The sequence below is a fragment of the Rhizobium sp. CF142 genome, assembly GCF_000281145.1.
Classification (GTDB): domain Bacteria; phylum Pseudomonadota; class Alphaproteobacteria; order Rhizobiales; family Rhizobiaceae; genus Rhizobium.
The window spans coordinates 11,946-24,656 of sequence record NZ_AJWE01000010.1 but is presented as its reverse complement, the minus strand read 5'-3'; the positions used below and the strand labels follow the sequence as shown (position 1 = coordinate 24,656).

General features: G+C 59.0%; 12 protein-coding genes. 4 read left to right on the top strand and 8 right to left on the bottom strand.

What is annotated here, in order from left to right:
* Window positions 1-180: 180 nt before the first annotated feature.
* Window positions 181-1,197 carry a FecR family protein gene (locus PMI11_RS02725; protein WP_007813030.1) on the bottom strand — a complete coding sequence of 339 codons (1,017 nt, stop codon included), beginning with the start codon at window positions 1,195-1,197 and terminating at the stop codon, window positions 181-183.
* 117 nt (window positions 1,198-1,314) lie between these two features.
* On the bottom strand, window positions 1,315-1,815 hold the full coding sequence (locus PMI11_RS02720) for an RNA polymerase sigma factor (RefSeq protein ID WP_007813029.1): 501 nt from the start codon (window positions 1,813-1,815) through the stop codon (window positions 1,315-1,317).
* A 420-nt stretch (window positions 1,816-2,235) separates the two neighbouring features.
* On the opposite strand from PMI11_RS02720, the gene PMI11_RS02715 reads away from it, so the two are divergent.
* The 4 genes from PMI11_RS02715 to PMI11_RS02700 all read left to right on the top strand — a co-directional run bounded on the left by PMI11_RS02715 (window position 2,236) and on the right by PMI11_RS02700 (window position 6,647).
* Entirely contained in the window at window positions 2,236-2,907 is a 672-nt protein-coding gene (locus PMI11_RS02715) for a L,D-transpeptidase (protein WP_007813028.1), read from the top strand.
* Between the two features lie 13 nt (window positions 2,908-2,920).
* On the top strand, window positions 2,921-3,457 hold the full coding sequence (locus tag PMI11_RS02710; protein WP_007813027.1) for an OmpA family protein: 537 nt from the start codon (window positions 2,921-2,923) through the stop codon (window positions 3,455-3,457).
* 288 nt (window positions 3,458-3,745) lie between these two features.
* A complete protein-coding gene (locus PMI11_RS02705; protein WP_193385589.1) occupies window positions 3,746-5,056 on the top strand; it encodes a polysaccharide biosynthesis/export family protein in 1,311 nt (436 codons plus the stop codon).
* A gap of 82 nt (window positions 5,057-5,138) precedes the next feature.
* Complete coding sequence (locus tag PMI11_RS02700) at window positions 5,139-6,647, top strand: O-antigen translocase (RefSeq protein WP_007813025.1); 1,509 nt, start codon at window positions 5,139-5,141, stop codon at window positions 6,645-6,647.
* A 54-nt stretch (window positions 6,648-6,701) separates the two neighbouring features.
* On the opposite strand, the gene PMI11_RS02695 is transcribed toward PMI11_RS02700, so the two are convergent.
* From PMI11_RS02695 to PMI11_RS02670, 6 genes are read right to left on the bottom strand one after another with little or no spacing between them, the layout of a single operon-like run.
* Complete coding sequence (locus PMI11_RS02695; RefSeq protein ID WP_007813024.1) at window positions 6,702-7,916, bottom strand: DegT/DnrJ/EryC1/StrS family aminotransferase; 1,215 nt, start codon at window positions 7,914-7,916, stop codon at window positions 6,702-6,704.
* Window positions 7,913-8,887, bottom strand: a complete 975-nt coding sequence (locus PMI11_RS02690) for an NAD-dependent epimerase/dehydratase family protein (protein WP_007813023.1) — start codon at window positions 8,885-8,887, stop codon at window positions 7,913-7,915. The genes PMI11_RS02695 and PMI11_RS02690 overlap by 4 nt, the downstream gene beginning before the upstream one ends.
* Window positions 8,884-9,603 carry an acyltransferase gene (locus PMI11_RS02685; RefSeq protein WP_007813022.1) on the bottom strand — a complete coding sequence of 240 codons (720 nt, stop codon included), beginning with the start codon at window positions 9,601-9,603 and terminating at the stop codon, window positions 8,884-8,886. The genes PMI11_RS02690 and PMI11_RS02685 overlap by 4 nt, the downstream gene beginning before the upstream one ends.
* On the bottom strand, window positions 9,593-10,696 hold the full coding sequence (locus PMI11_RS02680) for a DegT/DnrJ/EryC1/StrS family aminotransferase (RefSeq protein WP_007813021.1): 1,104 nt from the start codon (window positions 10,694-10,696) through the stop codon (window positions 9,593-9,595). Before PMI11_RS02680 ends, PMI11_RS02685 begins: the two co-directional genes overlap by 11 nt.
* Window positions 10,693-11,730: a Gfo/Idh/MocA family protein gene (locus PMI11_RS02675; RefSeq protein WP_007813020.1), complete on the bottom strand. Its 1,038-nt coding sequence runs from the start codon at window positions 11,728-11,730 to the stop codon at window positions 10,693-10,695. The genes PMI11_RS02680 and PMI11_RS02675 overlap by 4 nt, the downstream gene beginning before the upstream one ends.
* Window positions 11,727-12,233 (bottom strand): acyltransferase, encoded by a 507-nt coding sequence (locus PMI11_RS02670; protein WP_037070578.1) that lies wholly within the window; start codon window positions 12,231-12,233, stop codon window positions 11,727-11,729. The genes PMI11_RS02675 and PMI11_RS02670 overlap by 4 nt, the downstream gene beginning before the upstream one ends.
* Window positions 12,234-12,711 lie beyond the last annotated feature (478 nt).

Genomic DNA, 12,711 nt, shown 5'->3' with positions numbered 1-12,711 from the left:
TCGGCGCGCGCCGTTAAGCCCCAAAACCCCTACCCTCACTCGCATGCTCACTCTCGTCTCTCCAGTAGCCCGCGCCGATGTCGTGCCCGGCGCTTTCAACGAAATGACGATTAGTGCTCAGAGTTTTTTCAGGGTTTTGAGTGGATTTCGCTAAATCTTGATAATTACAGTCAAATTTTTTTAGAGCCGGCTGACGATGCGTGCCAGCGAGGATATCGAACGGACCTTACCACCATAAGGTTCGACTAGCGCGCGCAGTGCCTGGTCGGGTTGCCTGAGATTGTAGAAGCCTGTGACCCGCTGATGGGCGAGTGCCGCATCGGGAACCGATATCCAGGCTGGGTGGTAGCGCTGGATCTGCTCGATCACAGAGCCGAGCGTCGCGTTGACGACATAGAGTTCGCCATTGCGCCAATTGGCGATCTCGTCGACCGGGATCGTGTCCTTCGTCATGACGGCGCTGTTCGGATCGACGGTCAGCAGATCTCCGGGCACCAGCCGTTCGGGTGGGGTAGCAGATGACCCCTCAACAGAGGCTTGAACGGAACCATGCGCAAGGGCAATGCTGGTCAGCCCGTCGGCGAGCTGCACATCGAAGGCAGTGCCGAGCACCTCGACGCGGACGCCATTTGCCTCTACCGTAAAGGGCCTGTTCTTGTCCGGCACCACCTCGAAATACGCCTCGCCGGCAAGAAGCTTGATGCCACGCCGTCCGTCGCCGTAACCCAAAGCGATCGAGGTCGCGGCAGCCATCGTCACCGTGCTGCCGTCCTGAAGGGTGATCGTGCGGGTCTCAGCCGTGGACGTTGAATAGTCAGCGCTCAAGCGAAGCATCAGGCCGGGCGCAATGACGAGCCCAAGACAGAGCGCGGCCACGACCGCCGCTGCCACGGCAACCCGCCGCCATGGCGCGCGATGCCGAGCAACTGCCGGCTTGCGCATGTCGGGCCGGGCCTCCGATCTTGGCGCATACTCCCACTGCGATTGCATGGCCGGGACCACCTGCCCCATCGCGGCCCATGCCTTCTCCGTGCGCTCCCAGGCCAGGCGGTGTTCGTTATGGCTGCCCAGCCAGCGCTCCAAGCGCGCTTTGAGTTCATCGTCTTCCGGCCCTTCTTGCAAGAGAAGGAACCAGTCGGCCGCCGCCGCCAGCGCCTCGTCCGAAACATCAGGCCTTTTATCCGGTTCGACGACCATCAGTTCCCAGTCTTTCCTGTAGCCAAACCATGTCGCATCCCCGTTGTTTTACCGCTTCACGAACAATGACGTTTATCTCGCCCGTTTTTTTCACGCGGATTCGAGATTCTTAGCGGATCATCCCATTTTTTTGGCGAATTCGACAATTGCGGCTTTGATCAGCCTGTGAACGCCGGCCACCGAAATGTCGAGGTGGCTGGCGATGTCCTCCATGCGGTATCCGCCGAAACGATGCATTTCCACGGCGATGCGCGTCTGCTCCGGCATTTCCGAAAGGATCGCCTCGACCTGTCTGACCTGATCGCAGAAGAGTGCGTTCTCCTCGGGTGTTCCCGTATCAAGGGGGAGCCCCCACCATGGCGTATCTTCCGGACGGGCGCGCAAGTCGCGCTTCTGGCGCCTGCGCACATCGAGCGCGAGGTTGCGCACCATGCGGAAGAGGTACGCCTTCAGCTTCTGGGGTGTGGCTGCGTCTTCCGGCACGAATTTTATGAAGACCTCCTGGACGAGGTCTTCCGCTTCCTCTCGCGAACCGACGATGGGCGTAGCGTATCGAATGAGGTCGGAGCGATGTGCCGCATAGACCGCATACCGCCGGTCGTCCTCCCTGATGCCCATAACAATATCCATAAAGAAACGCGGAGATGAACAACCGTCAGGCGAGCCAAACGCCGGATTCCAAATTCCGCATATTTCGCAACGAAAGAGGTAAACCAAAAAAACTTGACAATTTCCAGCATGTTTTTTCAAGATTGAATTTGCAGGAGTTTCAGAGTTGAGCGACGGTTTGATCAGCAGCTCGGCGCACGGAACCGGGATCCAACTTCGCAAGGCCGCACAGTTCGTGGCCGCCTCCTGGCTATGTTATGCAGGTGGGTATAGCACCGTTCTCGCCGAGTAACGATCAGAGCAACGCAGACCCCGGACATTAGCAACTCCGTCTCAGTCTTTAGGGGATGAGAAGAGTTTTGTGTTGTGACAAATGAAAAATCTGATTTACTGGCACCGCGCTGCTTGGCTTTGAGGGGGATACGGCCGATGGTGTGGACTCGCAGGGATATTCTGCTTGGTGGACTGGCGTTACTTGGCGCTGGCGCGGTACAGAAACCGGCTTTTGCCCAGGCGGCTTCCTATTTTGCCGGCACTGCCGTCGATAATGGCGTCACGTTCCGAGCGACCAACTTCGCCAAGATCGACAAGCAATGGCACCGCCAGGTTGTCAAATATTTCAGCAGCGAGCCGATCGGCACCGTTGTTGTCGATACGCGCCATCATTTTCTCTATGTAATCATGGAGAACAAGACAGCCATTCGCTACGGCGTCGGCGTCGGCCGCGAGGGCTTCAAATGGTTTGGCCGCGCCACGATCGACAACAAATCGCTTTGGCCACGCTGGACGCCGCCTCCGGAGATGCGCAAGCGTCATCCCGAACTGCCGGAATTCGTGGCGGGAGGCTCACCGAAGAATCCACTCGGCCCCCGTGCCATGTACCTGCTGCGTGATGGCGTCGATACCGGCTACCGCTTCCATGGCACGTTGGAACCGTGGAGCATCGGTAAGGATGCCTCCAGTGGCTGCATCCGCATGTTCAACGAAGACGCCATCGATCTTTACCAGCGTTGCCCGATCGGCACCGCGGTGCAGGTTCTGCCGCATATTGCCGACCAGGCGCCCGCCGCCGAGGTCAGCCAGGCCACCCCGGTCGAATGAGGAAATCACCCTGATGTCTGTTTTGACCGCATATGCGAGGCGTCTTGCCGCCTCGGCCATGCTTCTGGCGCTCACGGCCTGCACCACCACCGATATCGCATCCGTAGAGGAGCCAGCAGCAGCACCACTGACCGGCCAGACTAACGATCCCGCGCCCGGTTTCGAGAACGTCAAGGCTGGCAGTGAAGAGGATTTCATCCTCAGTGTCGGCCGACGGATCTACTTCACGCAGGATTCCGCCAAGCTCGATACCGTCGCCATGACAACGCTGGACAACCAGGCTGCCTGGCTGAACAGGAATCCGGCCTGGCTGATCAAGCTGCAGGGATTTGCCGACGATTCCGGTTCGGAGTCGAAAATGAAGACCCTGTCGCAGCAGCGCGCCGATGCTGTTATGACCTATCTCGTCTCGAAGGGCGTCGACGGCAAACGCATGTGGGCCAAGGGTTACGGTGCGGACCGCGAAGTCCGCGACTGCACGCAACGTTCCTGCAAGGTGCAGAACAGGCGCGTCGTCGCCAATCTGCGCACGGAGCGTGACGCGATCTGATTGCGATTTCCTGACTTATGACGTCAATCCGTGGGGACGCCTAACCCCCTCCGCTTCCAACGGCCGTTCGTGAGCCGTGGACATATGTTCCCGCTCGATTTGGGTTGAAGCACCCTACCCCGTCTCATCAATAGTGATGAAGCCAAGTATCCGGCCTTCATCTTCCTCAAGGCTTCGCCAGGCTGCACACTGGTGTTGCGGCCTCGGACCCGGCGTTCGGCGTGCGCGCAGCGCCTAAGGCATTGAACCTGTATCCGTTTAAGGATGCTTTGCAGGCTGGACATGTATATGAAGCTTTCGTACCGCGTTCCTCACATGTTCTTTCGTGCGACGTTTGCCGTCAGCGCACTCGTCTTTTTCACCGGTGTGGCGTCTCCAGCTCTCGCCGACAGCGCGCCCTTTGCTCCGCAAACAAAAATCCGCCTGACGGTCGTCCAGTGGATGCCGTCCAAGGGGCAGTTCGAGCGATGGGATGCGATTGGCGGCGAATATACGATTTCGAATGAAGGCGCAGTCTCCTTGCCCTTTCTGGGATCGCTGTCCATTGGAAATCTGGACAATGCAGGCCTCACCAACGAGATTGCAAAACGCCTGCAGGAAAAGATGGGTTTGGCGCAGACACCTGCAGTCACCATCGACGTTCTCGACTATCCGTCCATTTTCGTCGTGGGAGACGTAACCACGCCGGGGGAATACAAGTTTCGCTCCGGTCTTAGCGTCCTCCAATCCCTGGCCATGAGCGGCGGCCCGCTGCGGCCGGCAGCTCGGCAACGATCGCAGACGATCACGCTTGCCGGAGACCTGCGGGAAATCGATCATTCGCTGCTGCGAAGCTCCGCGAAGCTCGCGCGGCTGCAAGCGGAGATGGCCGGAGCGAAGGAGATAACCTTCGATCAGCCGCCCGCCGCCGACCAGCAATATGCGGCCAGTATCTATGACGAGGAGAGGGTCATATTTCAGGCTCGCGCAAGTGCGCTGGAAAGGCAGTCGACGGCGCTCGTCGAATTGCGCGATCTCCTGAAGGCGGAAATCGATACGCTGGACGAAAAGCTGAAGGGCTCGGATGACAATATCCAGTCGGTCGAGGAACAGCTGACCAGCGTCAAGACGCTGGTCGAGAAAGGCCTCACGATCACCTCGCGCCAGATGGATCTGGAACGGTTGCTCAACACCTACCGGTCTGACAAGCTGGATCTTGTCACAGCTATCATGCGAGGGCGTCAAGCGATCAACGAGACGACGCGCAATCTCGAGGGACTTTCCGACACGCGCCGGAATGAAGTCGCTTCCGAAGTACAGTCGGAGAAGGCCAATCTCGATCAGCTGAGATTAAAGCGCGACACGACGCAACAACTGCTTCTCGAAGAACTCGCCAGCAGCGGCAACGTGAATGAACGCGGTGAAGAACTTCCGCTGACCTTCACCGTAAGCCGGCGCGACAACGGACAGGTCGCAGAATTCCAGGCATCCGAAACGACTGAACTGGCACCGGGTGACGTGGTCAGGGTAACGCAGGCCCGCATGGCCGAAGCGGCGTCGGAGGACGCCGCTGGGCTGCCTGTCCAGACAGAGGCGCATATCAGTCAGGTAAGCCGGTGATGCGCGAAAAGCATGTGCCGCGGCCAAGCTACCTTCTGCGGAGGGTTGAGCGCCATCACGAGATTCAGGCTGGGGGCGTCCGATGACTTTGCGCATGACCCCACCCAGCAGCCAGACTTACACCCAGATTCTCAAGTCGACGATGCTGATGGGCGGCTCCTCGCTCGTGAACGTCGCACTCAGCATTATCAGAAACAAGGCAATGGCCGTGCTGCTCGGGCCGGAAGGCGTCGGGCTCATGGGCCTTTACGGGTCAATCCTCGATATCGCGCAGGCGATTGCCGGGCTTGGTGTTGGAAGCAGCGGCGTGCGCCAGATTGCCGAAGCTGCGGGCACCGATGACGCGGAAAGGATCGCACGATCGGCGACAGTGCTCAGACGCATATCGATGGTGCTCGCATTGCTTGGTGCGCTCCTTCTCGCCGCGCTGGCATTCCCGGTCTCGAATTTCACATTCGGCGACTACCAGCATGCCGGCGGCATTGCATTGTTGTCGCTGGCAATCTTCTGTCGACTGGTTTCTGCGGGGCAGACCGCATTGATCCAGGGCCTGCGGGGTATTGCAGATCTTGCCCGCATCAACGTGCTTGCCGGGCTTTTCGGCACGGCGGTCAGCATCCCGCTGATCTATCTGTTCGGCATGCAGGCGATCGCACCGTCGCTCGTGGTGATCGCGGCTGCCTCAATCCTACCGACCTGGTGGTACAGCCGGCGCATCTGCCCGCATCCCTCGCCAATGCCCGCGCGCCAGTTCGGCCGGGAAGTGTCGGCGCTGCTCAGGCTCGGCTTCGTCTTCATGGCAAGCGGACTTCTGACCTTCGGTGCAGCCTATGCCATCCGCCTCATCGTGCTGAAGGAGGGTGGCGTCATGGCGGCGGGATTGTATCAGGCAGCCTGGGGCCTTGGCGGCCTCTATGCCGGCTTCATCCTGCAGGCGATGGGAACGGATTTTTATCCACGCCTGACCGCAGCAGCGGACAACGATGCCGAATGCAATCGGCTGGTCAATGAACAGGCCGAAATCAGCATGTTGCTCGCCGGCCCCGGTCTGCTCGCCACGCTGACCCTGGCACCGCTCATGATGAGCCTGTTCTATTCCGCGGAGTTTCACGGGGCCGTGGATCTTCTACGCTGGATCTGCCTTGGCATGATGCTCCGGATCATCTCCTGGCCAATGGGCTTCATTGTCGTAGCGAAGCGCACCCAGGCGATTTTCTTCTGGACGGAGGTAGCGGCCGCAGTCGTGCATGTCGGGCTCGCCTGGCTCTTCGTATCGCTGCTCGGCACGCCAGGAGCCGGTATGGCGTTTTTCGGCCTCTATGTCTGGCACAGCATCCTCATCTACGTGATCGTGCGGAAGCTTACTGGTTTTCGCTGGTCCGCCGGCAATCGCAGGCACGCTTTGCTTTTCCTGCCTGTGTCGGGACTGGTCTTCCTGGCGTTCTCGGTCCTGCCGCTATGGCCGGCGACAGCGATTGGCTCCGTCGCCGTGGCTCTCACCGGGTTCTATTCGCTGCGCATGCTGGTCGATCTGCTTCCGCCGGAGTCCGTGCCAGCAATCATCCGGGGATGGATTGCGAAGTCTGCATAACGAACAATGCGCGCATCGGGTGATACGCGCATTGTTCGTCATGCAAAAACGCTGTCAGGCGAGAGCGACGTCCAGATCGCGTTGCACACTCGCATGATCGGTCACGGCTTCAGCAAGCGCTCCGCGAAGTGCCTCGACAACACGTGCGATATCGAGCTCCGTCATCTGAGCATAAAGCGGCAGGATAATCGTTTGCTGTTGCGCTGATACGCTTCGCATCAGGCTTGTGGCAACGCGATGCGAGCTCCGGTCGGAATAGGCTCTCTCCAGATGAATGTTCATCACGCCGCGCCGCGTCGAGATCCCCTGATCGAGGAGGGCTTGCATGACCGCCCGTTGATCGACCGTTTCAGGCAATCTCACACAGAAGCTCTGCCAGTTGCTGCGAGCCCAACGCGGCTCGACCGGCGACAGCCCTGACATGGCGGACAGGTGCTCACGATACTGCTCGGCAAGCAGCCTCCGTTGCGCGATCAGCCCCGGCAGCCGACGCAACTGCTCGCGTCCAACGGCGGCCTGAAGGTCGGTCATACGGTAGTTGTAGCCTAGGTCGTCATAGTCTTCGAAGATCACCTGTTTCGAGCCGTGACGAACGGTATCGGTGACGCTCATGCCATGCTGACGCCATAGCCGGAATTTTCGGTCATATTCGGGATTGGCCGTAGTCAACATGCCGCCGTCACCTGTCGTGACGACCTTCCGGGGATGGAAGGAAAAGCAGGAAATGTCGCCATGCGCCTTGCCGATCTTTTCCCAGCGCCCGTCCCAGAGGATTTCGCTTCCCGTCGCGCAGGCTGCATCCTCGATAACCGGTATCTGAAGGCGCTTGCCGATCTCCACGATCGAGCGGAGATCGCAAGGCATGCCAAGCTGATGCACGCAGAGAATTGCCTTGGTGCGGGGCGTGATTGCCGCTTCGATCAGGCTGGCGTCGATATTGTAGCCGTCCGCCTCGATGTCGACAAATACGGGCACCCCATCGCAGTACCGAACGGCATTCGCGGTTGCGATGAAGGAATGGCTGACCGTGATGACTTCATCACCGGCGCTGACACCGACAGCCTTCAGGGCGAGATGCAGCGCAGTCGTGCAGTTGGAAACGGCGCAGGCATGCGCCGCACCGACAAAGGCCGCAAATTCGATCTCGAAAGCAGCGACTTCCGGCCCCTGCGTCACCCATCCCGACAGAATAACACGGCGCGCAGCCTCGGCCTCTTCCTCCCCAAGAACGGGCTTGGCGACCGGAATTGTAGACGGTGACGGGCTCATGCAGCTTGACCTCCTGCTGCAGCAGTCGTCAGCTGCCACCAGGCCACAAGGTCGCGAAGCCCTTGTTCCATCGATATTTCCGCTTTGAATCCCAGGAGTTTCTCGGCCTTGGTGATATCGGCAAGACGACGGGTCACGCCATTGACCGCACGGGCCTCTTTGTGCTGCGGTTCGAGCGAGACCCCCATGATGCTGCTCAGCATCTGAGCGAGTTCCAGGAGGCTTATTTCCCTGCCGCTCGCGACATTGAACACCTCATCCGTGACATCGCTCTTCGCAGCCAGCAGGTTTGCCCGGGCGATGTCGCGTGCATCGACGAAGTCCATCGTCTGACTGCCGTCTCCATAGACAACGGGCGGCATTCCGGCGGCCAGACGCTCCATCCAGCGGATCAGCACTTCGGTATAGGCGCCGTAAACGTCCATTCGCGGCCCGTAGACGTTGAAATAGCGAAGCGCCACATAACGCAGGCCGTACATGTCAGCGAAGCTGCGAAGCAGCCCCTCATTGAATGTCTTGGCCGCGCCGTAGATCGTCCTGTTATTGTAGGGATGATGCGCTTCGGTGGTCGGAAAGCTCTCGGCAAGCCCCAGCACAGAGGCAGAAGAGGCAGCAACGACCTTCGACACACCTGCCTTGACGGCTGCTTCAAGGACATTGAACGTGCCCTCGGCCAACACATCGAAGGCGAGCCGCGGATCTTCCGCGCATTGCGTGATGCGGATGGCCGCCTGATGAAAGACGATGTCGACGCCTTCGAAGGTTTTCGCGAGCAGCGCTCTGTCGCGGATATCTCCCTCGATGATGTTGACGGACCCACCGGCTATTGCCGTGCTGAGATTGTCCCGGCGTCCGCGCACGAAATTGTCGAGGATGATGATCTCACGCGGTTTTTCCAATGCGACGAGATCGGCGATATGCGACCCGATCAGGCCGGCTCCTCCGGTAATGAGCACCCGTTGATTTCTCACGATCTTCCTCCACGCGATATATCCAGCACAGGATCGGCTTCCGTGCGCCAGCGTATGAACTTCGCCGGCACACCGGCGACAACTGAAAACGGCTCAACATCGGAGACGACGACTGCACCCGCTCCGACGATCGCCCCCTTCCCGATCGTCACGCCAGGAAGAATGGTCGCGTTCGTACCGATATCGGCCCATGCGCCGATGCGGACCGGCTTGATTTCGAGATCCGTGCGGATGATTGGCACGTCAACCGGCACTGCCGTGTGGGCTGAGCCAAGCACCTTGGCGCCAGGCCCCCAGCCGACACAATCCTCGATCACCAGGTCGCGCGCGTCGAAATAGGCCATCGGGCCGATCCAGACGTTGTCGCCGATCACGCAAGTGCCGTCGAAGCGCCCCTGGATATAGGCCTGGGCGCCGATGAACACGCCATTGCCGATTTCGAACGTTTCCGGATGTTTGAAACCGGCACCGCCTGCGACCTGCAATCCAGTGCCGCAGCTGCGCGCAATCGCTTGCCAGATGGCTTTCCGCATCAGGGTGTCGACGACACCGTCACCGCTGGCGAAGCGACCGTAGAGCTCGATCAGGCCGGCGCGCCCGTATGATTGCCTGAGTTCTTCGGCTAACCCAGCGTGGTAGGCTGGGTCCGCCGGCCTTTCGTGGCGGCCATGGACCGCCTGCACGACCCTAGCCTCGCCTGCACGACTAGCTGACATAGGCGTACTCCAGCGCAGCGGCCACCTGATCGACGTGCCACGCAGGCATCTCGGGATAGATCGGCAGCGAGAGGACCTCCCGTGCCGCGGCTTCCGAGACTGGGAAATCACCGGCTTGGTAACCAAGATCGGCATGGGCCTTCTGCAGATGAACGGGGATCGGATAGTGCAGCCCGGACTGAATGCCTTCCGCAGTAAGAGTGTGTTGAAGCGCATCACGATCGCGGCTTCTGACGGCATAGACGTGGTAGACGTGGCGCCGGTCGGTAATTTCGAGAGGCGTCTTCAAATGCACTGATCCTGAGAGCAGAGACGAGTAGCGGCGGGCATGAGCACGACGGGCCTCGGTCCAGGCTTCGAGATGCCGGAGCTTGATGCGCAGGATAGCGCCTTGAATGGCATCCATGCGATAATTGAAGCCCTTCAGCAGATGGTGATAGCGCTGCTCCTGACCCCAGTCACGCAGCATGCGCATCGTCTTGGCGTGATCGTCGCTGTTCGTGACGACGATACCTCCCTCGCCGCAGGCGCCGAGATTTTTGCCTGGATAGAAGCTGAAGCAACCGGATGTGCCGATGCTGCCGGCGCGAGTACCCTTGTAGCGAGCTCCATGCGCCTGGCAGGCATCCTCGATGACCGGTATCCGGTAATGGTCGGCGACCGCCTTGATCGCGTCCATATCGGCCATCTGGCCGTAGAGGTGGACGGGAATAATGGCCTTGGTCCGGGGCGTTATCTTCGCCTCGATCTCAGCCGGATCCATTGTGAGCGTCACTGGCTCGACATCGACGAACACCGGTCGTGCACCGGTGTAGCAGATCGCCGACACCGTCGCGACAAAGGTGAAAGGCACGGTGATGACTTCATCGCCGGGGCCGACGCCCGCCGCAAGAAGGGACAGATGCAAAGCACTTGTCCCGGTATTGACGGCGATCGCATGCTTGACGTTGCAATAATCTGCGAACTCCTGCTCAAGACGCATGACCTCCTCGCCCAGTATGTATTGTCCCGAGGCCAGGACGCCGAGCACGGCGGCGTCGATTTCGCTCTTGATGGATTGATATTGTGCTTTCAGGTCCAGAAAGGGGATCATGCAATGCGCCTCGCCTCTTCGAGCTCGATGATACGGCCGCGCTGAGCGAGCGACCGGCTTGCGGCTTCAAGAATGCGAACGACACGCAGGCCGGCATGGCCGTCCGTAATGGGCCGCGAATTCTGCTCGATGCACTCAACGAACTGATCCAGTTCGCGTTTCAATGCCTCGGTCATATCGAGCTTGGGTGCCCACATGTCGCCACTGCGGTAGCCGACCATCATCTGATGCACCTTCTCGCCGTAGGCCTGAGAATTCGGGTTCAGCGTGATGCCCTTGTCGTAGACCTTGATTTTTTCGCTGGGCTCCAGATCGTCGTAGACGACCATCTTGTTGCTGCCGCCGATCAGCGTGCGGCGCACCTTGACGGGTGCCAGCCAATTGACGTGGATGTGAGCGATGAGCTTGCTTTCGAAGAAGAGCGTCAGATAGGCGATGTTCTCCGGCTCGCCGAGTACATGGCTCATGCCTGTCGCTGAAACAGCCACCGGCCTTTCCTGTACGACATGGTCCAGGATCGAGAGATCATGCACTGCAAGATCCCAGATGACGCTGACATCATGCTGGAAGAGCCCCAGATTGACCCGAACCGAGTCGTAATAATACATGTCGCCCAAACCGCTCTCGACCAGTTCGCGCATCTTGCGGACGGCGCCGGTGTGGACGAAGGTGTGATCCACGGCCAGCACGAGACGTCGGCGTGTGGCCTCTTCGACCATTCGCGAGGCTTCCTCCGTCGTCGAAGCCATCGGCTTTTCGACGAAGACATGCTTTCCGGCCATCATAGCCTGCATTGCGAGCTTGAAATGGGTGAAGACCGGCGTCGCGATAGCGATGGCATCCACTCTGGGATCACGCAGGACTTCCTCGAAATCGTCGGTGATCGTCACGGCGGGGTAGCGGCTTTTGACAGCCGCCAGCCGTTCGACATTGAGATCACAGACTGAAATGAGCTGCGCACCGGCCGCTTCCGAGATGTTGCGAACCAGGTTCGGGCCCCAATACCCATATCCAACAACAGCAATACCGATCATCGCATTCCTCCCAACGCTTGCATGTCAACTGATCGGTCATGAACGCGACCGGTAATCCTGGCCGGAACGCCGGCGACAATGGCGCCCGCAGGCACATCCTTCGTTACAACTGCCCCGGCGCCGACCTGCGCGGCTTCTCCGATGGTTACGCCAGGCAGAATGGTCGCATTGCTGCCGATCGACGCGTGGCGCTTGACCAGCGTGGGGATGACAACCCAGTCTGTTTCGGTCTGCAGACTGCCGTCCGCATTGACGGCGCGCGGGTACGTGTCATTGGTGAACATCACCCCGTGGCCGATAAAAACACCGTCTTCCAGCGTCACGCCTTCGCAGATGAAGGAATGGCTGGAGATTTTGCAGTCTTTTCCGACGAGGACGTTTTTCTGGATTTCAACGAAAGTGCCGACGCGCGTTCCCGCGCCGATCGTGCAGCCATAGAGATTCACAAGATCTCGATGATGGATGACGCAGCTATCATCCAGCTTTACGTTTGATGCAATCATACGCATGCACCCCTTACTCTTCAACAAACCCTGATTTCCAAATGAAACCGTCAACCATATGATTGCGCCCAAGGTTTCATTTCGAAAAAACAAATATTTCTTTCCATTTAAAGAGAATTGTTTTCATCATCGGAGTAAAGAAACAAAACGTCTAAGCTTATTCACCTAAAGACGTATCTACCCATGACGATGTAAGCCGAAGTTCATAGCCAACGATCAACGTTGGTGGTGGAACAGGCGCGGACCGGCCCCGATCATGCGCCGGGGGTGAGCATTATTTTCATGCGTTTAGCAGTTCCGTGCGTAACCAAGGAGCAACGTAATCAACCCCTCCGCGAACGGCCTAGTATCTCATAAGCCTATACCAAGAATTACGTCCTCTTTACACCTTACGATGGAACTAATCTGCTCCTTTAGCCTATATTAGCTAGTTTAAGATAAAAGGAACTGTGGTATTTAATTCCTACTTTAGTGCTGC